The 21,367-nt window shown below is 44.4% G+C and carries 22 protein-coding genes; 20 read left to right on the top strand and 2 right to left on the bottom strand.

Annotated features, from left to right (window positions below; translation table 11 throughout):
- Positions 1 to 32 precede the first annotated feature (32 nt).
- Positions 33 to 3,842: a DNA-directed RNA polymerase subunit beta gene (rpoB, locus tag HMPREF2983_RS01055; protein ID WP_070665773.1), complete on the top strand. Its 3,810-nt coding sequence runs from the start codon at positions 33 to 35 to the stop codon at positions 3,840 to 3,842.
- Between the two features lie 27 nt (positions 3,843 to 3,869).
- The gene (gene rpoC / locus HMPREF2983_RS01050; protein WP_004376909.1) at positions 3,870 to 8,192 is read left to right on the top strand and encodes a DNA-directed RNA polymerase subunit beta'; all 4,323 of its coding nucleotides are present in this window, start codon (positions 3,870 to 3,872) and stop codon (positions 8,190 to 8,192) included.
- Positions 8,193 to 8,517: 325 nt separating this feature from the next.
- Here the strand turns inward: rpoC and HMPREF2983_RS01045 are convergent, their stop codons facing one another.
- Together HMPREF2983_RS01045 and HMPREF2983_RS01040 are read right to left on the bottom strand one after the other, a co-directional pair.
- Positions 8,518 to 9,456, bottom strand: coding sequence for a glycosyltransferase family 2 protein (locus HMPREF2983_RS01045; RefSeq protein ID WP_246829308.1), 939 nt, complete (start codon positions 9,454 to 9,456; stop codon positions 8,518 to 8,520).
- 35 nt (positions 9,457 to 9,491) lie between these two features.
- Positions 9,492 to 10,712 carry a BaiN/RdsA family NAD(P)/FAD-dependent oxidoreductase gene (locus HMPREF2983_RS01040; protein ID WP_070665770.1) on the bottom strand — a complete coding sequence of 407 codons (1,221 nt, stop codon included), beginning with the start codon at positions 10,710 to 10,712 and terminating at the stop codon, positions 9,492 to 9,494.
- Positions 10,713 to 11,028: 316 nt separating this feature from the next.
- On the opposite strand from HMPREF2983_RS01040, the gene HMPREF2983_RS01035 reads away from it, so the two are divergent.
- From HMPREF2983_RS01035 to rplE, 18 genes are all read left to right on the top strand, one after another.
- Positions 11,029 to 11,346, top strand: coding sequence for a DUF3467 domain-containing protein (locus HMPREF2983_RS01035; protein WP_018920503.1), 318 nt, complete (start codon positions 11,029 to 11,031; stop codon positions 11,344 to 11,346).
- A gap of 427 nt (positions 11,347 to 11,773) precedes the next feature.
- Positions 11,774 to 12,157 carry a 30S ribosomal protein S12 gene (gene rpsL, locus HMPREF2983_RS01030; protein WP_004371793.1) on the top strand — a complete coding sequence of 128 codons (384 nt, stop codon included), beginning with the start codon at positions 11,774 to 11,776 and terminating at the stop codon, positions 12,155 to 12,157.
- 134 nt (positions 12,158 to 12,291) lie between these two features.
- On the top strand, positions 12,292 to 12,768 hold the full coding sequence (rpsG, locus tag HMPREF2983_RS01025) for a 30S ribosomal protein S7 (protein WP_070665767.1): 477 nt from the start codon (positions 12,292 to 12,294) through the stop codon (positions 12,766 to 12,768).
- Positions 12,769 to 12,788: 20 nt separating this feature from the next.
- Entirely contained in the window at positions 12,789 to 14,903 is a 2,115-nt protein-coding gene (gene fusA, locus HMPREF2983_RS01020; RefSeq protein WP_004371791.1) for an elongation factor G, read from the top strand.
- A 101-nt stretch (positions 14,904 to 15,004) separates the two neighbouring features.
- Complete coding sequence (gene rpsJ, locus HMPREF2983_RS01015) at positions 15,005 to 15,310, top strand: 30S ribosomal protein S10 (protein WP_004371790.1); 306 nt, start codon at positions 15,005 to 15,007, stop codon at positions 15,308 to 15,310.
- Positions 15,311 to 15,352: 42 nt separating this feature from the next.
- Positions 15,353 to 15,967: a 50S ribosomal protein L3 gene (gene rplC / locus HMPREF2983_RS01010; RefSeq protein WP_004371789.1), complete on the top strand. Its 615-nt coding sequence runs from the start codon at positions 15,353 to 15,355 to the stop codon at positions 15,965 to 15,967.
- Entirely contained in the window at positions 15,967 to 16,596 is a 630-nt protein-coding gene (gene rplD / locus HMPREF2983_RS01005; RefSeq protein WP_004371788.1) for a 50S ribosomal protein L4, read from the top strand. The genes rplC and rplD overlap by 1 nt, the downstream gene beginning before the upstream one ends.
- A 16-nt stretch (positions 16,597 to 16,612) precedes the next feature.
- On the top strand, positions 16,613 to 16,906 hold the full coding sequence (gene rplW, locus HMPREF2983_RS01000) for a 50S ribosomal protein L23 (RefSeq protein ID WP_004371787.1): 294 nt from the start codon (positions 16,613 to 16,615) through the stop codon (positions 16,904 to 16,906).
- Positions 16,907 to 16,914: 8 nt separating this feature from the next.
- Positions 16,915 to 17,742: a 50S ribosomal protein L2 gene (gene rplB / locus HMPREF2983_RS00995; RefSeq protein WP_004371786.1), complete on the top strand. Its 828-nt coding sequence runs from the start codon at positions 16,915 to 16,917 to the stop codon at positions 17,740 to 17,742.
- 10 nt (positions 17,743 to 17,752) lie between these two features.
- Positions 17,753 to 18,022: a 30S ribosomal protein S19 gene (gene rpsS / locus HMPREF2983_RS00990; RefSeq protein WP_004371785.1), complete on the top strand. Its 270-nt coding sequence runs from the start codon at positions 17,753 to 17,755 to the stop codon at positions 18,020 to 18,022.
- A 34-nt stretch (positions 18,023 to 18,056) separates the two neighbouring features.
- Positions 18,057 to 18,461 carry a 50S ribosomal protein L22 gene (rplV, locus tag HMPREF2983_RS00985; protein ID WP_004371784.1) on the top strand — a complete coding sequence of 135 codons (405 nt, stop codon included), beginning with the start codon at positions 18,057 to 18,059 and terminating at the stop codon, positions 18,459 to 18,461.
- 7 nt (positions 18,462 to 18,468) lie between these two features.
- Positions 18,469 to 19,194 (top strand): 30S ribosomal protein S3, encoded by a 726-nt coding sequence (gene rpsC, locus HMPREF2983_RS00980; protein ID WP_004376951.1) that lies wholly within the window; start codon positions 18,469 to 18,471, stop codon positions 19,192 to 19,194.
- Positions 19,195 to 19,208: 14 nt separating this feature from the next.
- The gene (rplP, locus tag HMPREF2983_RS00975; protein WP_004371782.1) at positions 19,209 to 19,637 is read left to right on the top strand and encodes a 50S ribosomal protein L16; all 429 of its coding nucleotides are present in this window, start codon (positions 19,209 to 19,211) and stop codon (positions 19,635 to 19,637) included.
- A gap of 3 nt (positions 19,638 to 19,640) precedes the next feature.
- Positions 19,641 to 19,835: a 50S ribosomal protein L29 gene (rpmC, locus tag HMPREF2983_RS00970; RefSeq protein WP_004371781.1), complete on the top strand. Its 195-nt coding sequence runs from the start codon at positions 19,641 to 19,643 to the stop codon at positions 19,833 to 19,835.
- Positions 19,836 to 19,837: 2 nt separating this feature from the next.
- Positions 19,838 to 20,104: a 30S ribosomal protein S17 gene (rpsQ, locus tag HMPREF2983_RS00965; protein WP_004371780.1), complete on the top strand. Its 267-nt coding sequence runs from the start codon at positions 19,838 to 19,840 to the stop codon at positions 20,102 to 20,104.
- A gap of 2 nt (positions 20,105 to 20,106) precedes the next feature.
- Positions 20,107 to 20,472, top strand: coding sequence for a 50S ribosomal protein L14 (rplN, locus tag HMPREF2983_RS00960; protein ID WP_004371779.1), 366 nt, complete (start codon positions 20,107 to 20,109; stop codon positions 20,470 to 20,472).
- A gap of 22 nt (positions 20,473 to 20,494) precedes the next feature.
- Positions 20,495 to 20,812 (top strand): 50S ribosomal protein L24, encoded by a 318-nt coding sequence (gene rplX, locus HMPREF2983_RS00955; RefSeq protein ID WP_004371778.1) that lies wholly within the window; start codon positions 20,495 to 20,497, stop codon positions 20,810 to 20,812.
- Complete coding sequence (rplE, locus tag HMPREF2983_RS00950; RefSeq protein WP_004371777.1) at positions 20,812 to 21,366, top strand: 50S ribosomal protein L5; 555 nt, start codon at positions 20,812 to 20,814, stop codon at positions 21,364 to 21,366. The genes rplX and rplE overlap by 1 nt, the downstream gene beginning before the upstream one ends.
- Position 21,367 lies beyond the last annotated feature (1 nt).

Below are 21,367 nucleotides of genomic sequence, written 5' to 3'. Positions count from 1 at the left end.
TTAGCCCGGTTGGGCCAATTAAATATTAATATATGACAAAAGTTGTTGATAACAGAGTAAATTTTGCCAGCGTGCATAATCCGCTGCCATATCCGGATTTTCTCGATGTGCAGCTGAAGTCTTTCCGTGACTTCTTACAGTTGGATACTCCGCCTGAGGAACGCAAGAACGACGGTCTTTATAAGGTGTTCGCAGAGAACTTCCCTATCACCGATACGCGTAACAATTTCGTTCTTGAGTTCTTGGATTACTATATTGACCCACCTCGTTACTCTATTGATGAGTGTCTCGAGCGTGGCCTGACTTATAGTGTACCTTTAAAGGCTAAGATGAAACTGTATTGCACCGATCCTGATCATGAGGATTTCGGTACATTCATTCAGGATGTTTTCTTGGGAACAATTCCTTATATGACCTCCAATGGTACGTTTGTCATCAATGGTGCCGAGCGTGTTGTTGTTTCACAGTTGCACCGTTCACCAGGTGTGTTCTTCGGACAAGGCATCCATGCCAATGGAACTGTTCTTTATAGTGCACGTATCATCCCTTTCAAGGGTTCATGGATTGAATTTGCTACAGACATCAATAATGTCATGTATGCCTATATCGACCGTAAGAAGAAGCTGCCGGTAACAACCCTTCTTCGTGCAATGGGCTATGAGCAGGATAAAGATATCTTGCAGATTTTTGACCTTGCTGAAGAGTTGAAGGTCAACAAGAAGAACATGAAGGCTGCTATCGGTCGTAAGTTGGCAGCGCGCGTGTTGAAGAGCTGGAATGAGGACTTCGTAGATGAAGATACGGGTGAAGTTGTATCTATTGAGCGTAACGAAGTCATCATGGAGCGCGAAACCGAGTTGACAGAAGATAATATCGACGAGATTCTCGAAAGTGGTGCTTCAACAATCCTGCTTCATAAAGACGCAGAGGCAGCCAATAAGTACACCATTATTTTCAATACACTGTCAAAGGATCCCAGCAACTCTGAGAAAGAAGCCGTCAACTACATCTATCGCCAGTTGCGCAATGCTGATCCTGCAGATGATGCCAGTGCACGTGAAGTCTTCCAGAACCTGTTCTTCTCGGATAAGCGTTATGACCTCGGTGAGGTAGGACGTTACCGTATCAATAAGAAGTTGGGGCTCGACACAGACATGGATACCCGTGTGTTGACTAAAGACGATGTTATTGAAATCATAAAATATCTCATCCAGTTGGTTAATTCCAATGCCACTGTTGATGATATCGACCACTTGAGTAACCGCCGTGTGCGCACAGTAGGAGAACAGCTTGCCAATCAATTTGCCATTGGTCTGGCACGCATGAGCCGCACTATTCGTGAGCGTATGAACGTTCGTGACAATGAAGTGTTCACTCCGACTGATCTTATTAATGCAAAGACTATCTCAAGCGTTATCAACTCGTTCTTTGGAACCAATCCGTTGAGCCAGTTCATGGACCAGACAAACCCACTTGCCGAGGTTACTCACAAGCGTCGTCTGTCTGCCCTTGGCCCTGGTGGTCTGTCACGTGAGCGTGCAGGTTTCGAGGTTCGCGATGTACACTATACTCACTATGGTCGTCTCTGTCCAATTGAGAGTCCTGAAGGGCCAAATATCGGTTTGATATCTTCCCTCTGTATCTATGCAAAGATCAATGATCTTGGTTTCATCGTTACCCCTTATCGTAAGGTTAACAATGCAAAAGTAGACATGGATAACAAGGATGTTGTTTATCTGACAGCAGAAGAGGAAGAAGACAAGATTATTGGTCAAGGAAACGCACCTCTTTCTGTAGATGGTGCCTTCCAGAGAGATACGGTAAAGTGTCGTCAGGATGCAGACTACCCAGTAGTAACTCCTGACCAGGTTGATTTGGTAGACGTTTCACCACAGCAGATTGCATCTGTTTCAGCTTCCTTGATTCCATTCTTGGAGCATGATGACGGTCACCGTGCATTGATGGGATGTAATATGATGCGTCAGGCTGTGCCATTGATTCACAATGATGCACCTATTGTAGGTACCGGACTTGAGAAGCAGGTATGTGAGGATTCACGTACAATGATTACAGCTGAAGGTGACGGTGTTATCGAATATGTTGATGCAACGACAATTCGCATTCTTTATGACCGCACAGAAGAAGACGAGTTTGTCAGCTTCGAACCTGCATTGAAGGAGTATCGCATTCCAAAGTTCCGTCGTACCAATCAGAATATGACCATCGACCTTCGTCCTATCTGTGATAAGGGGCAGCGTGTCAAGGCAGGAGATATCCTGACAGAAGGCTATGCTACTGAAAACGGTGAATTGGCACTTGGTCGCAACTTGCTTGTTGCCTATATCCCTTGGAAGGGTTACAACTACGAGGATGCTGTCGTTATTTCAGAGCGTATGGTGCGCGAAGATGTGCTTACCTCTGTTCACGTAGACGAATATTCTCTTGATGTTCGTGAGACCAAGCGTGGTGTTGAGGAATTCACATCAGATATTCCAAACGTCAGTGAGGAAGCAACCAAAGATCTCGATGATAATGGTGTAATCCGTGTTGGTGCACGTGTAGAACCAGGTGATATCCTCATTGGTAAGATTTCTCCAAAGGGTGAGAGCGATCCTTCTCCTGAAGAGAAGTTGCTCCGTGCAATCTTTGGTGATAAGGCTGGCGATGTGAAAGACTCTTCATTGAAGGCCAATCCTTCTTTGAGCGGTGTCGTCATTGACAAGAAACTATTCTCTCGTGCTGTTAAGACCCGCGATTCCAAGAAGCAGGATAAGATACTCCTTGCAAAGATAGATGAAGAGTATGAGGCAAAGAACAACGACTTGAAGGATATTCTTGTAGACAAACTGATGACGCTTACTGAAGGTAAGATTTCTCAAGGTGTGAAAGATTACACTGGTGCTGAGATTATTACCAAGGGTAGCAAGTTCACTGTTCCTACATTGAAGAACCTTGAGTTTGATGGAATCCAGAGTAACAACTGGACAGATGATGACCACACGAATGCACTCATTCAGAAACTCATCATGAACTATATCCGCAAGTATAAGCTGCTTGATGCTGAAATGAAGCGCAAGAAGTTTGCTATTTCAATCGGCGACGAACTTCCTTCTGGTATTCTGCAGATGGCTAAGGTCTATGTTGCCAAGAAGCGTAAGATACAGGTTGGTGACAAGCTTGCCGGTCGCCATGGTAACAAGGGTATTGTTTCAAAGGTTGTCCGCACAGAGGATATGCCGTTCCTTGAAGACGGTCGTCCTGTAGACTTAGTACTTAACCCAATGGGTGTGCCTTCCCGTATGAACTTGGGACAGATTTTCGAGGCTATCCTTGGTGCTGCCGGTCAGAAGTTGGGATGTAAGTTTGCAACACCAATCTTTGATGGTGCTAAGTTGGAGGACTTGAAAGAATGGACCGACAAGGCTGGCCTGCCTAACCTCTGTTCTACCTATATCTATGACGGTGAAACAGGTGAGAAGTTCGACCAGCCTGCAACTGTAGGTATCACCTACTTCTTGAAGTTAGGCCACATGGTTGAGGATAAGATGCATGCCCGTTCAATCGGCCCATACTCACTTATTACACAACAGCCACTTGGAGGTAAGGCACAGTTTGGTGGTCAGCGTTTCGGAGAAATGGAAGTCTGGGCTATCGAAGCCTTTGGTGCAAGCCACGTATTGCAAGAGATTCTGACTATCAAGTCAGATGATACCGTTGGACGTAGCAAGGCTTACGAGGCTATCGTGAAAGGTGACCCAATGCCGACACCTGGTATTCCAGAGTCACTCAACGTATTACTGCATGAACTTCGTGGTCTTGGTCTGAGCATCAAACTCGATTAATGTGAACACCCTAATTGAAAGATAAATATGGCTTTTAAGAAAGATTCAAAAGTAAAGAATAATTTCACGAAAATTACCCTTGGACTTGCCTCTCCGGAGGAAATCCTGGAAAATTCGTATGGTGAGGTTACCAAACCTGAAACCATAAATTATCGAACATACAAGCCTGAACGCGATGGTCTTTTCTGTGAACGCATCTTTGGTCCTACACGCGACTATGAGTGTGCCTGTGGAAAGTATAAGCGTATTCGCTATAAAGGCATTGTCTGTGACCGATGCGGTGTAGAAGTGACTGAGAAGAAAGTACGTCGTGAGCGTTCTGGTCATATAGAACTCGTTGTGCCGGTTGCACATATCTGGTATTTCCGTTCATTGCCCAACAAGATTGGTTATCTGCTTGGTCTGCCAACCAAGAAGCTTGATGCTGTCATTTACTACGAAAAGTATATCGTCATCAAACCAGGTGCTATGGAAGGCAAGAAGGATGCTGACGGTGTAGAACTGAATGGTTCTCACAAGATGGATCTTCTGTCAGAAGATGAATACTTCGATATTCTTGATAATCAGGTAGATCCTAACAACGACTATCTTGATGACAGCGATCCTAATAAGTTCGTTGCCAAGATGGGTGCCGAGGCTATCTATGATTTGTTGATGGATATCGACCTTGATGGTCTTAGCTATGAATTGCGCGACCGTGCAAACAATGACGGCAGCCAGCAGCGCAAGACCGAAGCTTTGAAGCGCCTTCAGGTTGTAGAGGCTTTCCGTGCATCGAAGGGAGTCAACAAGCCTGAGTGGATGATCATGAAGATTGTTCCTGTTATTCCGCCAGAGCTTCGTCCGCTTGTTCCGTTGGATGGTGGCCGTTTTGCAACCTCTGACTTGAACGATCTCTATCGTCGTGTCATCATTCGTAACAATCGTTTGAAACGACTGATGGAAATCAAGGCTCCTGAAGTAATCCTCCGTAATGAGAAGCGTATGCTCCAGGAAGCTGTCGACTCTTTGTTCGACAACTCTCGCAAAGCTTCAGCAGTGAAGAGCGAAAGCAACCGCCCGTTGAAGTCTCTCTCTGACTCTTTGAAGGGTAAGCAGGGACGTTTCCGTCAGAACCTCCTTGGTAAACGTGTTGACTATTCAGCGCGTTCAGTTATCGTTGTAGGTCCTGAATTGAAGATGGGCGAGTGTGGTTTGCCTAAACTCATGGCTGCCGAACTGTATAAACCATTCATTATCCGTAAGCTTATTGAGCGCGGTATCGTGAAAACTGTTAAGAGTGCCAAGAAGATTGTAGACCGCCGTGAGCCGGTTATCTGGGATATTCTTGAGAACGTGATGAAGGGTCATCCTGTCATGTTGAACCGTGCACCGACACTTCACCGTTTGGGTATTCAGGCTTTCCAGCCAAAACTTATTGAAGGTAAGGCTATTCAGCTTCATCCATTGGCTTGTACGGCGTTCAATGCCGACTTCGATGGTGACCAAATGGCTGTTCACCTTCCATTGAGCAATGAGGCTGTTCTTGAGGCACAGATACTGATGCTTCAGAGCCACAACATTCTGAACCCAGCCAATGGTGCTCCTATCACCGTTCCTTCTCAGGATATGGTGCTTGGTCTTTACTATATCACCAAGATGCGTCCTGGTGCACAGGGTGAAGGTCTGACATTCTATGGCCCGGAAGAGGCTATCATTGCACACAATGAAGGTCGCTGCGATCTGCATGCCAAGATTAAGTGTATTGTTGAAGATTTGGTTGATGACAAACCTGTTCGCCATATGGTTGAAACTTCTGTTGGTCGTGTCATTGTCAATCAGATCATTCCCGATGAAGTAGGCTTCTTCAATGATGTCATTTCAAAGAAAACCTTGCGTGGCATTATCTCTGATGTAATCAAGGCGGTCGGTATGGCTCGTGCCTGCTCATTCCTTGACGGTATCAAGAACTTGGGTTATCGTATGGCTTATGTTGCAGGTCTTTCTTTCAACCTCGATGATATTATTATCCCGGAGGAGAAAGCTAAGATTGTTGGCAAGGGCCAGGCTGAAGTTGATCAGATCAAAGCTAACTACGAAATGGGTTTCATCACAGATACCGAGCGCTACAATCAGGTAATTGATGCATGGACCCATGTCAACAATGACCTTGGTAACATTTTGATGAAGCAGATGACCGAGGCCGATCAAGGTTTCAACGCTGTATATATGATGCTCGACTCCGGTGCCCGTGGTTCTAAGGATCAGATTAAGCAGCTTTCCGGTATGCGTGGTCTGATGGCTAAGCCACAGAAGGCAGGTGCCGAAGGTCAGCAGATTATCGAGAACCCTATCCTTTCTAACTTCAAGGAAGGTATGTCTGTGCTCGAATACTTTATTTCTTCTCACGGTGCCCGTAAGGGTTTGGCCGATACCGCTATGAAAACAGCCGATGCAGGTTATCTGACCCGTCGTCTTGTCGACGTATCCCATGATGTGATTATCACTGAGGAAGACTGTGGTACACTGCGTGGTCTTGAATGCCGTGCGTTGAAGAATGGCGATGAGATTATCTCCTCACTCTATGAACGTATTCTTGGCCGTGTATCTGTTCACGATGTTATCCACCCAACAACGGGCGAAATCATCGTTCGTGCTGGCGAGGAAATCAATGAGGACAAGGCTAAGATTATCGATGAATCTCCTATCGAAATGGTTGAGATCCGTTCGGTGCTCACCTGTGAAAGCAAGCATGGCGTATGTATGAAGTGTTATGGTCGTAACCTTGCTACAGCCCGTATGGTACAGCTTGGCGAGGCTGCCGGTGTCATTGCTGCACAGGCTATTGGTGAGCCGGGTACACAGTTGACCCTCCGTACGTTCCACGCCGGTGGTGTCGCTGGTAACGCTGCAGCCAATGCAAGCATTGTTGCCAAGAACGAAGCTAAGGTTGAGTTCGATGAACTTCGTACGGTTCCGTTCAAGGATGATGACGACAAGGACTGCCAGATGGTTGTGAGCCGTTTGGCCGAAATACGCTTCGTAGATCCTAACACCGAGATCGTATTGAGTACGCTCAACGTACCTTATGGTTCTTCACTCTACTTCAAGCAGGGCAACCGCGTAAAACCGGGCGACCTTATTGCTAAGTGGGACCCATTCAATGCTGTCATCGTATCTGAGTATGCAGGTACGTTGAAGTTTAAAGATGTTGTTGAAGGTGTTACGTTCCATGCAGAAACCGATGATACAACAGGTCTGACTGAAAAGATCATCACCGATTCCAAGGATAAGTCAAAGCTTCCAGCCTGTGACATTATCGGTGCCAATGGCGAGGTCATCGGTACCTATAACTTCCCTGTAGGTGGGCACGTTGTCGTAGAAGACGGTGCTACTGTCAGAACAGGTACAACGTTAGTCAAGATTCCTCGTGCCGTTGGTGGTGCCGGCGATATCACCGGTGGTCTTCCTCGTGTAACCGAGCTCTTTGAAGCTCGCAACCCATCTAATCCTGCAGTCGTTTCTGAAATCGACGGTGAGGTAACTATGGGCAAGGTGAAACGTGGCAACCGCGAGATTATCGTTACCTCCAAGACTGGTGATCAGAAGAAGTATCTTGTATCACTTTCCAAGCAGATACTTGTACAGGAGCATGATGCCGTGCGTGCCGGTACACCACTTTCTGATGGTGTTATCACACCGAGCGACATCTTGGCAATCAAGGGTCCTACGGCCGTTCAGGAGTATATCGTGAATGAAGTTCAGGATGTTTACCGTCTCCAGGGTGTGAAGATTAACGATAAACACTTCGAAATCATTGTTCGTCAGATGATGCGTAAGGTTCGCATTGACGATCCGGGAGATACGACATTCCTTGAACAGGAAATGGTTGATAAGCTCGACTTTGCTGAAGAGAACGACCGCATCTGGGGTAAGAAGGTAGTAACTGATGCTGGTGATTCAGAGGTTCTGAAGGCTGGTCAGATTGTTTCAGCCCGCAAACTCCGCGATGAGAACTCTTCCTTGAAGCGCCGCGACTTGAAACCGGTTCAGGTGCGTGATGCCGTTGCTGCAACTTCAACTCAGATTCTCCAGGGTATCACACGCGCAGCTCTTGCAACCAAGAGCTTCATGAGTGCTGCTTCGTTCCAGGAAACAACCAAGGTACTCAACGAGGCTGCTATCCGCGGTAAGCAGGATCGTCTCGAAGGCATGAAGGAAAATGTAATCTGCGGTCACTTGATACCTGCAGGTACTGGTCTCCGCCAGTGGGACAAATTAGTTGTAGGCTCGAAAGAAGAATATGAGCGCATGCAGGCTAACCGCAAGAATGTGCTCGACTTCACAGAGCGTGAGGTCGTTACAGAATAAAAGATTATATTCGTAATTCTATATAAGGCTGTGGCAGAAATGTCGCAGCCTTTTTTGTTTACAATCCTTCAATTTCAGCCTTTCTTACATGCTCTTTATGGTAGAGTAGGGCATTGGATGCGTTATTTTTGCGGTGTAACTCAAGTCATATCATCGGGTAACCTGACTCAACTCACGCTCTGATTTGACTCAAAATGCGTGGTGATTTGATGCAAATTGCAAGGCGATAAAATGGAGTATTAAAGAAAATGACTTATATTAGGTGTTCTCTTCTATTACTCATAGGTCTTAATTTCTCTCTTACTGTAACTCAAAGCTTCTGTTGCTATCTGAATTTGTGTATTTGTTTTGACAGTATGTAATATAACCGTCTGAGTCTTCGGTTGAGGATAGAGAGGAAGATATACTGTTTTGGGGTGAATGTGATTGCTGTTTTCTTCATGTCTGTCCGAAGTTCGAGATAAAAGGGATGACGTATCCATTTGCTGCGAGGTTCGCATACTGCAACAGCTAATAGGTTAGTTATTCTGTCTGTGACAGTGTTTGCAAGAAACTCTGGTTGTTGTTTCTCTGGTATCGCGTTCATGCGGAAGATGTTGAGCATCTGGCAATATGCAGCTGTCCAATGAAAGTTGTTGCTGGTGTGTTCGATGCCTTTTCTATAGAGATTTTCCTTGATGACAGCTACTGAACGCTCGGTTGTAAAAATCATTCTAAGCCAATAAATATAGTCTTCACCCATCTCTAACTCTTTCGGTAAATCGAAGATATAGGGTGTGAGCAATTCTTTTCTGAATAAACTTCCCCATGGGACGCCAATAGTTCCTTCTCCAAGCACTGCAAGGTGTCTGAAATTCTGAATTCCTATAGTTTTGGTTTCAGGTATGGGCAAGGATGACCCATTGCCGAAGATAATGTCGGTTTGCTCGTCAATCCGTTCTGAAAATTTTTCGAGGGCATGTGGTTCTAATTGGTCGTCAGAGTCAACAAAAGCTATCCATGCGCCCTTTGCATTCTTTACTCCTTTATGTCTGGCAGCAGTTCGACCTTTGTTCTGTTGATGAATGATGGTGACATTCACCAGATTTGCATACTCATCGCAAATTGTAGAACTGTTATCGCTGCTACCATTGTCAACTAAAATCAATTCATAATCAGGATAAGATTGTCTCAAAACGCTTTGCACACACTCGCGAAGTGTGTCTTCTGCATTATATATGGGTATGACCACAGAAATCAATTGACTTGTATTGCTTTTATTCATGGTTTATTAATATCCTGCAAAAAGAGTCTGTTTTATCAATGACTGGCAGCCGATAGCCCTGCCACGACTCCTGTTGTCCATGCTGCTTGCAGGTTGAACCCTCCTGTAATGGCATCGATATCCAAAACTTCTCCTGCAAAGAACAGACCCGGACAAACTTTGCTTTCGAGCGTTTTTACATTGACCGATTGAAGACTTACACCGCCACAAGTCACGAACTCCTCACGGAAAGAACCTTTGTCCGCAATGGTGTACTGGTCGTTGACTAACGTCTCTACCAAACGGTTCAGTGTCTTACGGCCGATTTCTCCCCATGGTTTTGCTGTGTTCAAACCGAGTTTGTTCAAAATATAGAGCCATAAGCGTGAAGGAAGTCCAAGGGGATGCAGTGTACCAAGTTGCTTGCGCGGATTAATAGTCTGCAATTGCAAGAGTTCTTCTTCTACTTCCTGCCGTGTCCGTCTGCCTGTCCAGCTGACAGCAAGCGGAGACTTGTAATCGTGTTCTGCGAGCCAGCGGGCAGCATATGACGACAATTTCAAGACAGCCGGACCACTCATGCCCCAATGGGTCACAAGCAATGCTCCTTCTGCACGCATCTTTGTGCCCGGTATTGCCGTCACAACAGGGTCTGCAACCGTTCCCATCAGATTGCAGAAAGAACGGTCTGTGATATTAAATGTAAAGAGCGAGGGTACAGGTTGCTCTATTTTGTGCCCAAGACGAGCAAGATAATCCAATCCACGGGCATGGGGCGATCCTCCTGTTGTCACGATGACACGGTGGAAACTGCGATGAGAAGCTTTCTCAAACATAAGTTCAAAACTTCCATCTTCTTTCTGACGGATGTCTGTGAGTCGATGTTTACAACACACCGTTATTTCTAATTCGCGAGCCTGGCGCACTAAGCAGTCGATGACAGCATGAGCATCCTGTGCCTTTGGAAAGACGCATTCATCATCCTGTGTCACTAATGGAACACCATGTTTCTCAAACCATTTGTAAGTATCTTCATAGCTGAATGTTTTCATCAGTCGTTTCATGAGCTTGTCTCCACGCGGATAAGCCTGCTTCATATCCGTGATAGTGGCAAAGCTGTTTGTGACATTACAGCGTCCGCCACCTGTGATTTCTACCTTTGCCAGCACTTTCTGTGCCCGTTCAAAGATTGTTACTTTGCTTGCCGGATCAGTCTTTTGCGCTGTGATAGCAGCCATGAATCCAGCTGCACCACCACCAATGATAGCTATTTCCATACCCTTAAAATTACAAATTTTAATTCGAAATTGCAATTGCCTGCATTGTGTTGACGGGATATAGTCCTAAGAATTTCCATGGTATTCATGTATTTGCATGACATAGAACAATCCCACTGTTGTATGCAAATTTACAAAATGTTTATAGAATAAATCTCATTTGACAGCGTGAATCATAATTAAAGCATTATTTTATGGAAATGGAATGCGACTGTATTTGTTATCTATTCTTAAATGAGATGTTTCTTGTGGTTTCAAGTTTTTTTCTTATCTTTGCCATAAGTTAAACAACAATCTTTTATATACATTATTATATATGGAAAATGATAACAATCAGCAGCAGGGTCTGCAAATAGATTTGAAACCGGAAATAGCGAAAGGTGTCTATGCTAATCTGGCTCTGATAACGCATTCAAGTTCTGATTTTGTGCTTGATTTTGCAACAATGTTGCCAGGGATGCCAAAGCCGGAGGTCAGTGCTCGTGTCGTCATGGCTCCCGAACATGCCAAGCGTTTGCTTCAGGCTTTGCAGGAAAACCTGTATAACTACGAGCAGCAGTTTGGTAAAATCACAATTCCAGAGCAGCAAGATCGAATAGCCACGCCATTCAAGATGCCGGAAACAGAGTCGTAGGGAAGCCGCTGATACCTACTCCTGCCCCTCCCAAGGGAGGGGAGAATGAACTTGCGATAGGCTTCTTAGAATGGGATGTCAATACTATATCTTGTATGTTTTATGTGAGAATGATAAGCGAAGTCTGCTTGTTTTGAGTGTTCTGTTATATAAAGGACATAAAGAACTACTGGCAAATAAAACCTTATCAGTTCGGAACTCTCCTCCTTGGAAGTGAGTGGGGGGAGGTTTTTGTTTATTCAAAATAAATGTTAATAAAGTCTATATCTTGCAAATTTGCATAAGATGTAGACTTTATGTCGTCTTTATAATTAGGTAGTTTGAAGATTTGTTTGTACCTTTGCAGCCCGAAATAGGCTTTATTGAGCACTGTTCGTAATTTGTTGATAATAAACAAAATAAAATATATAAATTAAAAAGTAAAATTATGCCTACAATTTCACAGTTAGTAAGAAAAGGCAGAAAGGACATCGTAGACAAGAGCAAGTCTCCGGCTTTGGACAACTGTCCACAGCGTCGTGGTGTTTGTGTTCGTGTTTACACAACGACTCCTAAGAAGCCTAACTCAGCAATGCGTAAGGTTGCTCGTGTTCGTTTGACAAACCAGAAGGAAGTAAACTCTTACATCCCTGGAGAAGGTCACAACCTTCAGGAACATAGTATTGTACTTGTTCGTGGTGGTCGTGTGAAAGACCTTCCTGGTGTACGCTATCACATCGTTCGTGGTACACTTGATACCGCAGGCGTTGCAAACCGTACACAGCGTCGTTCAAAGTATGGTGCTAAGCGTCCAAAGGCAGGTAAGAAGTAAATTACAAGGCCAAAGATTTTTTTATTCAAACGTTTTGCTGGAGAATTGTTGAACGCAGGTTGAGTAAATGTCCGGGTGCGGATATTGAAGAACATGAATAACAACCCCAAGCAGAATTTATTTTTCAAAACAAAATGAGAAAAGCAAAACCAAAGAAACGTGTGATCCTTCCGGATCCAGTTTACAATGACCAAAAGGTTTCAAAGTTCGTGAACCATTTGATGTATGATGGTAAGAAGACCATTTCATACGAGATTTTCTACAAAGCTCTTGATACAGTGAATGAGAAGATGGCTAAGGAAGAAAAGCCTGCACTCGAAATCTGGAAGCAGGCTTTGGATAACATCACTCCTCAGGTTGAGGTAAAGAGTCGCCGTATCGGTGGTGCTACTTTCCAGGTTCCTACGGAAATCCGTCCTGATCGTAAGGAGAGTATCTCAATGAAGAATTTGATTGCTTTCGCCCGTAAGCGCGGTGGAAAGTCAATGGCAGAGAAGCTTGCTGCTGAGATTATGGATGCATACAACAATCAGGGTGGTGCATTCAAGCGTAAGGAAGATATGCACCGCATGGCAGAGGCTAACCGTGCATTCGCTCATTTCAGATTCTAATCAATAAAGGTAAAAAGAAAATGGCAAATCGCGATTTACATTTGACTCGTAACATCGGTATCATGGCCCACATTGATGCTGGTAAGACTACTACATCAGAACGTATCCTGTTCTATACAGGTAAGACTCACAAGATTGGTGAGGTTCATGATGGTGCAGCTACAATGGACTGGATGGCTCAGGAGCAGGAGCGCGGTATTACAATTACCTCTGCTGCCACTACTTGTAACTGGAACTACGAGGGCAAGTCATATAAAATCAACTTGATTGATACTCCGGGACACGTTGACTTCACAGCTGAAGTTGAACGTTCTCTGCGTGTGCTTGATGGTGCTGTCGCTACTTATTCTGCTGCTGATGGTGTTCAGCCACAGTCAGAAACCGTATGGCGTCAGGCTGATAAATACAATGTACCACGTATCGGTTACGTGAACAAGATGGACCGTTCAGGAGCTAACTTCTTTGAGACGGTTCAGCAGATGAAGGATATCTTGGGTGCTAATCCTATTGCTATCCAGATACCTATCGGTGCAGAGGAAAACTTCAAGGGTGTCGTAGACCTGCTTAAGATGAAGGCTATCTTGTGGCATGACGAGACCATGGGCGCAGAGTATGATGTAGAAGAAATACCTGCTGACCTTGCTGATGAAGCTGCTGAATGGCGTGAGAAACTTGTTGAGGGTGCAGCAAACTTTGATGATGAAGTTATGGAACTTTATCTTGATGGTAAGGAAATCTCAGAAGAGATGTTGCTTCGTGCTATCCGTAAGGGTACCGTAGCAATGGAGTGCTGCCCGATGTTGCTCGGTTCTTCATACAAGAATAAAGGTGTGCAACCACTTCTTGATTATGTATGTGCATTCCTGCCTTCACCACTTGATACACCGAATATCGTAGGTACTAATCCTGATACTGACGAGGAAGAGGATCGTAAACCTTCAGAGGATGCTCCGACTTCTGCACTTGCTTTCAAGATTGCTACTGATCCATTCATGGGCCGTTTGGTGTTCTTTCGTGTTTATTCGGGTAAGATTGCTGCAGGTTCTTATGTATACAATCCACGCTCCGGTAAGCGTGAGCGCATCAGTCGTCTGTTCCAGATGAACTCTAAGCAGGAGATACCTATGGATTCTATCGATGCAGGTGATATTGGAGCAGGAGTTGGTTTCAAGGATATCCGTACCGGTGATACACTCTGTGATGAGAATCATCCAATCGTATTGGAGTCCATGACATTCCCTGATACGGTGATTTCTATTGCTGTTGAACCAAAGAGTCAGGCTGATGTTGCCAAGATGGATAACGGTCTTGCTAAACTTGCTGAGGAAGATCCAACCTTTACTGTTCGTACAGATGAGCAGAGTGGACAAACTATTATTTCCGGTATGGGTGAGCTTCACCTTGATATTATTATCGACCGTTTGAAGCGTGAGTTCAAGGTAGAATGTAATCAAGGTAAACCTCAGGTTAATTATAAGGAGGCTATTACTCGTACGGCACAGAGTCGCGAAACTTATAAGAAGCAGTCTGGTGGTCGTGGTAAGTTTGCTTGTATTGATGTAACTATCGCTCCTAAGGACGAAGACTACACAGAAGGCGACTTGCAGTTCATCAATGAGGTGAAAGGCGGTAACGTGCCTAAGGAATTCATACCTTCTGTTCAGAAGGGCTTTGCTGATTGCTTGAGCAACGGTGTTCTCGGAGGTTTCCCAATGACAGGCATGAAAGTGACATTGACGGATGGTAGCTTCCACCCGGTTGACTCTGACCAGTTGTCATTTGAATTGGTTGCTCATCAGGCATTCAAGGTACTTTGTCCGAAGGCTGGTCCTGTTCTGATGGAGCCTATCATGAAGGTAGAGGTCGTTACTCCTGAAGAGAATATGGGTGATGTTATCGGAGACTTGAATAAGCGTCGCGGTCTTGTTCAGGGTATGGAAGAAGCTCGTAGCGGTGCACGTATCGTGAAAGCAATGGTTCCATTGGCAGAAATGTTCGGTTATGTAACAGCTCTGCGTACTATCACTTCTGGCCGTGCAACTTCTTCTATGGAGTATGATCACCATGCAGCACTATCTACCAGCATTGCTAAGGCTGTGCTTGAAGAGGTTCATGGTCATGCAGAACTTCTCTAATTGAGAAAAACTACAAAGCATAGAGGCGCTGTTTAGCGAATGACTCTTAAACTGCGTACCTCTTTGCTTCATTTTATTAATAATTTTATAAATTACAAACAATGAGTCAGAAAATCAGAATTAAGCTGAAATCTTACGACCATATGCTGGTTGACAAGTCAGCTGAGAAAATTGTGAAGGCTGTAAAAGCTACAGGTGCTATTGTCAGTGGCCCTATCCCATTGCCAACGCATAAGCGCATTTACACCGTGAACCGTTCAACTTTCGTTAACAAGAAAGCACGTGAACAGTTCCAGTTGTCAGACTTCAAGCGTCTTATTGACATCTATAGTTCTACAGCAAAGACTGTTGATGCGCTGATGAAACTTGAGTTGCCATCAGGAGTAGAGGTTGAGATTAAAGTCTAATTCAAAGAGAGTAAATTATTAATCGATTAAATTTTTATTGAAATGCCAGGATTAATTGGAAAAAAAATCGGAATGACATCCGTTTTCAGTGCCGACGGTAAGAATGTACCGTGCACTGTTATCGAAGCAGGTCCTTGTGTTGTAACCCAAGTAAAGACAGAAGAAAAAGATGGTTACAAAGCACTTCAGTTGGGTTTCGAGGAGGCAAAGGAAAATCGTACTTCCAAGCCAATGATGGGAACCTTCAAGAAGGCAGGCACAACACCAAAGAAGCACTTGGCCGAGTTCAAGTTCGATGAGGAGCATAACCTCGGTGATACAATTACTGTTGAACTTTTCGCTGACGCTAAATTTGTAGATATAGTAGGTACTTCTAAAGGTAAAGGTTTCCAGGGTGTCGTTAAGCGCCATGGTTTCGGTGGTGTAGGCCAGAGTACTCACGGTCAGGATGACCGAGCTCGTAAGCCGGGTTCTATCGGTGCTTGTTCTTATCCAGCGAAGGTCTTCAAAGGCATGCGTATGGCTGGTCAGATGGGTGGTGATCGCGTTACTACTCAGAATCTCCAAGTGTTAAAGGTAATTCCAGAGCATAATCTCCTTCTTGTAAAGGGATCTGTTGCTGGATGTAATGGTTCAACCGTATTAATCAAAAAGTAATGGAAGTTAGCGTTTTAAATATCAACGGTCAGGAGACTGGAAGAAAGGTAAACCTCAATGAGGCTATCTTCGGAATTGAGCCTAACGATCACGTGCTTTATCTTGATGTTAAACAGTATCTTGCAGCACAGCGTCAAGGTACTGCAAAAACAAAGGAAAGAAGCGAACTGAGTGGTTCTACTCGCAAACTTGGTCGCCAGAAAGGTGGCGGTGGTGCCCGTCGAGGTGATATCAACTCCCCTGTATTGGTAGGTGGTGCTCGTGTGTTTGGTCCTAAACCACGTAATTATGACTTCAAATTGAACAAAAAGGTAAAAGTTCTTGCTCGTAAATCAGCTCTCTCCTACAAAGCTCAAGATAATGCTGTTGTTGTAGTAGAAGACATTAATTTCGAGGCTCCTAAGACTAAAGAATTTGTAAATTTTACAAAAAATATTAAAGTCGAAGGTAAGAAGACACTTGTTCTTTTGCCAGAAGTAAATAAAAACGTATATTTGTCCGCTCGTAATATTCAGGGTGCAGAAGTGATGACAGCAACATCGCTCAATTCGTATAAAGTTTTGAATGCAGATGTTGTTGTAATTGCTGAAAGTGCGCTTAAGGCTATTGACGGAATCTTAAATAAGTAAAAAGGAGAATTAGATTATGGCATTTATCATTAAACCATTGGTTACTGAGAAGCAAACCAAGATTACTGAGAAGAACCCAAGTCGGTATGGCTTTATCGTTCGTCCAGAGGCTAATAAACTCCAAATTAAGAAGGAAGTCGAGGCCCTATATAATGTTACAGTAGTTGATGTGAATACACTTCGCTATGCCGGTAAGCGTTCAAGCCGTTATACAAAGGCTGGTCTCATTAAAGGTCAGAAGAATGCGTTCAAGAAGGCAATCGTCACTGTAAAGGATGGCGACACAATTGATTTTTACAGCAATATTTAAAATAAAAAATGGCAGTACGTAAATTAAACCCGGTTACACCGGGACAAAGACACAAGGTTATTGGCACGTTCGAGGATATTACTGCATCCGTGCCAGAGAAGTCTCTCGTTTACGGCAAACGTTCTACCGGTGGTCGAAACAACACTGGTAAAATGACCGTTCGCTACATTGGCGGTGGCCATAAGCAGAAGTATCGTTTGATAGACTTCAAGCGAGAGAAAGATGGTGTTCCAGCTGTAGTAAAGACAATCGAGTATGATCCTAACAGATCTGCTCGCATTGCACTTTTGTTCTACGCTGATGGTGAAAAACGTTACATTATTGCTCCTAACGGACTGCAGGTAGGTGCTACACTGATGTCTGGTGCAGAGGCTGCTCCTGAAATCGGTAATGCTCTTCCACTTGCAAACATTCCTGTCGGTACGGTAATTCATAACATTGAATTGCGTCCGGGGCAGGGTGCTTTGCTTGTTCGTTCGGCTGGTAACTTTGCTCAGTTGACTTCTCGTGAGGGCAGTTATTGTGTTATTAAGCTCCCTTCTGGTGAAACTCGCCAGATTTTGAGTGCTTGTAAAGCTACAGTAGGTAGTGTTGGTAACTCTGATCATGCATTGGAGCAGTCTGGTAAGGCTGGTCGCTCTCGCTGGTTGGGTCGTCGCCCACACAACCGTGGTGTTGTTATGAACCCTGTTGATCACCCGATGGGTGGTGGTGAAGGTCGTCAGAGTGGTGGACATCCACGTTCTCGTAAGGGTCTTTACGCTAAGGGTCTCAAGACTCGTGCACCAAAGAAGCTTTCAAACAAGTATATTATCGAAAGAGCTAACAAAAAATAAAGAGTAAATTATGAGTCGTTCATTAAAAAAAGGTCCATATATCAACGTATCGCTCGAGAAGAAGATTCTCGCTATGAACGAGAGTGGTAAGTCGAGTGTAGTGAAGACTTGGGCCAGAGCATCAATGATTTCCCCTGATTTTGTGGGACACACTGTTGCAGTTCATAACGGAAACAAATTTATCCCTGTCTACATTACTGAGAATATGGTTGGTCACAAGCTCGGAGAGTTTGCACCTACACGCCGTTTCGGTGGTCACTCTGGTAATAACAAGAAGTAAGCGGGGTTAATCCATTTAACAAATAAGAATAATAATGGGAGCAAGAAAACATATCGCAGCTGAGAAAATTAAGGAAGCTCGCAAAAATCTGTACTTCGCAAAGCTCAAGGGAGTTCCTTCTTCTCCACGCAAGATGCGCTACGTTGTAGACATGATTCGTGGTATGGAAGTTAGTCGTGCCCTCGGAGTACTTAAGTTCTCTAAAAAGCAGGCTGCTGCAGACGTTGAGAAATTACTTCGCTCAGCAATTGCTAACTGGGAGACAAAGAATGACCGCAAAGCTGAAGACGGTGAATTGTATATCAGCAAAGTCTTCGTTGATGAAGGTGTTACAATGAAACGTATGAGACCTGCACCACAGGGTCGTGGTTACAGAATCCGCAAGCGTTCAAATCACGTGACTTTGTTTGTTGATGCCAAAACTAACGACGAAAAATAAGAATAGAATGGGACAGAAAGTTAATCCAATAAGCAACCGACTTGGTATTATCCGTGGTTGGGATTCAAATTGGTTTGGTGGCAAGAACTTCGGAGACAATCTCGTAGAGGATTGCAAAATCCGTAAGTATCTCAACGAGCGTCTGGCTAAGGCCAGTGTTTCTCGTATCGTCATCGAGCGTACGTTGAAACTCGTCACCATCACTATTTGTACTGCCCGTCCGGGTATCGTCATTGGTAAAGGTGGTCAGGATGTTGATAAACTTAAGGAAGAGTTGAAGAAGCTCTATAAGAAAGACATCCAAATCAATATATTTGAAGTAAAGAAGCCTGAACTCGACGCTAACATCGTGGCCAACAACATCGCTCGCCAGGTGGAGGGTAAGATTTCTTACCGTCGTGCCATCAAGATGGCTGTTCAGAACACGATGCGTGCAGGTGCTGAAGGTATCAAGGTTCAAATTACAGGTCGTCTGAACGGCGCTGAAATGGCCCGTAAGGAAATGTTCAAAGAGGGGCGTACTCCTTTGCATACATTCCGTGCAGACATCGATTACTGTGCAACTGAGGCCCTCACAAAGGTAGGCCTTCTGGGTATTAAAGTATGGATTTGCCGTGGTGAGGTTTACGGTAAGCGTGAACTTACACCTAACTTTACTCAGGAGAAGCAGAATGGTGGCCGTTCTAATGGTCGTAATGGCCGCGGTAATCGTAAGAGAAACAATAACCGTTAAAAGTAGAAGCTATCATGTTACAGCCAAAAAGAGTAAAATATAGAAGACCTCAAGATGGACGCGGCAATAAAGGCAACGCGCACAGAGGTACACAGCTGGCTTTTGGTTCTTTCGGTATCAAGACACTTGAGCCGAAGTGGATTAACAGCCGTCAGATTGAGGCAGCTCGTGTAGCCGTAAACCGCTATATGAACCGTCAGGGTCAGGTCTGGATCCGTATATTCCCTGATAAGCCAATCACTCGTAAACCAGCCGATGTACGTATGGGTAAAGGTAAGGGTGATCCTGCTGGATGGGTAGCACCGGTTACACCGGGTCGTATCCTCTTCGAAGTAGAAGGAGTTTCTTTTGATATTGCTAAAGAGGCTCTCCGCCTTGCAGCACAGAAACTTCCTGTAAAGACAAAGTTTGTTGTTAGACGTGATTTCGATAAAAACGCTTAAACTATGAAGATGAAAGAATTGAAAGAACTCGATGTCAATGCATTGGCAGAGAAGTTGGAGAATGCAAAGGCACAGCTCAACCAGTTGAAGCTGAACCATTCAATTGCACCTCTTGAGAATCCATCACAGATTAAGGCAGCTCGTCGTGATATCGCGCGCATCGAAACAGAACTTCGTCAGAGAGAACTTAATAAATAATAATGGTCCAGATGGAAACAAGAAATTTAAGAAAAGTAAGACAGGGTGTTGTCATCAGCAACAAAATGGATAAAACCATTGTTATTGCATCTAAGTTCAAAGAGAAGCACCCTATTTATGGTAAGTTTGTTCAGAAGACAAAGAAATACCATGCTCATGACGAGAAGAATGAGGCAAATGTAGGTGATACAGTGCAGATCATAGAAACTCGTCCTCTGTCTAAGACAAAGAGATGGAGATTAGTACAAATTGTTGAAAAAGCTAAGTAATTATGATACAGGCAGAATCAAAACTTACAGTATGTGATAACAGCGGCGCACGTGAGGCTAAATGTATCCGTGTTCTTGGTGGTACCCGCCGTCGTTATGCCAGTGTCGGTGACGTTATTGTGGTAGCTGTCCAGAACGTCATCCCATCAAGTGATTTGAAAAAGGGTGCAGTATCAAAGGCTTTGATCGTTCGCACAAAGAAAGAAATCCGTCGTGCCGATGGTTCTTACATCCGTTTCGACGACAACGCTTGTGTGTTGCTCAACAATGCAGGCGAACTTCGTGGAAGCCGTATCTTCGGCCCTGTTGCACGTGAGCTTCGCACTGTGAATATGAAGGTTGTTTCTTTGGCACCAGAGGTTCTTTAATTAATCATAAAACAAGTAAGTAATGAGTAAATTACATATAAGAAAAGACGACAAAGTTGTTGTTCTTGCCGGAAGCGACAAGGGCAAGACTGGTAAAGTGCTCAAGGTGTTGGTTAGCAAGAACCGTGCTATCGTAGAGGGAGTAAACCTCGTTTCAAAGAGCACCAAGCCTTCAGCTAAGAACCCCCAGGGAGGCATCGTAAAGCAGGAGGCTTCTATTCATATTTCAAATCTGAGTCTGATCGATCCAAAGAGTGGCAAGGCCACTCGTGTTGCCATCAAGCATGAAGGCAAGAACGTGATTCGTATCGCTAAAAAGTCAGGGGAGGAAATTAAGTAATGGATACAGCACAGTTAAAGAAAGTATATAAGGAGACCATTGCTCCTGCACTTCAGAAGCAGTTCAACTATTCTTCGGCAATGCAGGTTCCTGTCTTGAAGAAGATTGTGATTAATCAGGGTCTCGGCGATGCTACACAGGACAAGAAGATTGTTGACGTAGCAGTTAATGAAATCACAGCAATCACTGGTCAGAAGGCTGTTGCAACCTATTCTAAGAAGGATATTGCAAACTTCAAGCTTCGTAAGAAGATGCCAATCGGTGTTATGGTGACATTGCGTGGTGAGCGCATGTATGAGTTCCTTGAGAAGCTCATCCGCGTTTCTCTTCCACGTATCCGTGACTTCAAGGGTATCGCTACCAAGCTCGATGGCCGCGGTAACTACACTTTGGGTATTACCGAGCAGATTATCTTCCCAGAGATTAATATCGATGAGATCGACCGCATCCAGGGTATGAACATCACCTTCGTAACTTCAGCTGCGACTGACGAAGAAGGTCTTGCGCTGCTCAAGGCTTTCGGTCTTCCATTCAAGAACGCTAAAAACGATTAAG

Origin of the sequence: Prevotella sp. HMSC077E09 (assembly GCF_001814685.1) — a bacterium.
GTDB classification, from domain to species: Bacteria; Bacteroidota; Bacteroidia; order Bacteroidales; family Bacteroidaceae; genus Prevotella; species Prevotella oris.
The sequence above is the reverse complement of the archived record's forward strand: the minus strand, read 5'-3'. Positions and strand labels throughout refer to the sequence as shown.

Excerpts from the sequence above, each read along its gene's own strand:
- rplD (WP_004371788.1), top strand. The coding sequence starts at position 15,967 with ATGGAAGTTAGCGTTTTAAATATCAACGGTCAGGAGACTGGAAGAAAG.
- rpoC (WP_004376909.1), top strand. The coding sequence starts at position 3,870 with ATGGCTTTTAAGAAAGATTCAAAAGTAAAGAATAATTTCACGAAAATT.
- fusA (WP_004371791.1), top strand. The coding sequence starts at position 12,789 with ATGGCAAATCGCGATTTACATTTGACTCGTAACATCGGTATCATGGCC.
- rpsG (WP_070665767.1), top strand. The coding sequence starts at position 12,292 with ATGAGAAAAGCAAAACCAAAGAAACGTGTGATCCTTCCGGATCCAGTT.
- rpsS (WP_004371785.1), top strand. The coding sequence starts at position 17,753 with ATGAGTCGTTCATTAAAAAAAGGTCCATATATCAACGTATCGCTCGAG.
- HMPREF2983_RS01040 (WP_070665770.1), bottom strand. The coding sequence starts at position 10,712 with ATGGAAATAGCTATCATTGGTGGTGGTGCAGCTGGATTCATGGCTGCT.
- HMPREF2983_RS01045 (WP_246829308.1), bottom strand. The coding sequence starts at position 9,456 with ATGAATAAAAGCAATACAAGTCAATTGATTTCTGTGGTCATACCCATA.
- rpsJ (WP_004371790.1), top strand. The coding sequence starts at position 15,005 with ATGAGTCAGAAAATCAGAATTAAGCTGAAATCTTACGACCATATGCTG.
- rplB (WP_004371786.1), top strand. The coding sequence starts at position 16,915 with ATGGCAGTACGTAAATTAAACCCGGTTACACCGGGACAAAGACACAAG.
- rplW (WP_004371787.1), top strand. The coding sequence starts at position 16,613 with ATGGCATTTATCATTAAACCATTGGTTACTGAGAAGCAAACCAAGATT.
- rplE (WP_004371777.1), top strand. The coding sequence starts at position 20,812 with ATGGATACAGCACAGTTAAAGAAAGTATATAAGGAGACCATTGCTCCT.
- rplC (WP_004371789.1), top strand. The coding sequence starts at position 15,353 with ATGCCAGGATTAATTGGAAAAAAAATCGGAATGACATCCGTTTTCAGT.
- rplX (WP_004371778.1), top strand. The coding sequence starts at position 20,495 with ATGAGTAAATTACATATAAGAAAAGACGACAAAGTTGTTGTTCTTGCC.
- rpsC (WP_004376951.1), top strand. The coding sequence starts at position 18,469 with ATGGGACAGAAAGTTAATCCAATAAGCAACCGACTTGGTATTATCCGT.
- rplN (WP_004371779.1), top strand. The coding sequence starts at position 20,107 with ATGATACAGGCAGAATCAAAACTTACAGTATGTGATAACAGCGGCGCA.
- rpsQ (WP_004371780.1), top strand. The coding sequence starts at position 19,838 with ATGGTCCAGATGGAAACAAGAAATTTAAGAAAAGTAAGACAGGGTGTT.
- rpsL (WP_004371793.1), top strand. The coding sequence starts at position 11,774 with ATGCCTACAATTTCACAGTTAGTAAGAAAAGGCAGAAAGGACATCGTA.
- HMPREF2983_RS01035 (WP_018920503.1), top strand. The coding sequence starts at position 11,029 with ATGGAAAATGATAACAATCAGCAGCAGGGTCTGCAAATAGATTTGAAA.
- rplV (WP_004371784.1), top strand. The coding sequence starts at position 18,057 with ATGGGAGCAAGAAAACATATCGCAGCTGAGAAAATTAAGGAAGCTCGC.
- rpmC (WP_004371781.1), top strand. The coding sequence starts at position 19,641 with ATGAAGATGAAAGAATTGAAAGAACTCGATGTCAATGCATTGGCAGAG.
- rpoB (WP_070665773.1), top strand. The coding sequence starts at position 33 with ATGACAAAAGTTGTTGATAACAGAGTAAATTTTGCCAGCGTGCATAAT.
- rplP (WP_004371782.1), top strand. The coding sequence starts at position 19,209 with ATGTTACAGCCAAAAAGAGTAAAATATAGAAGACCTCAAGATGGACGC.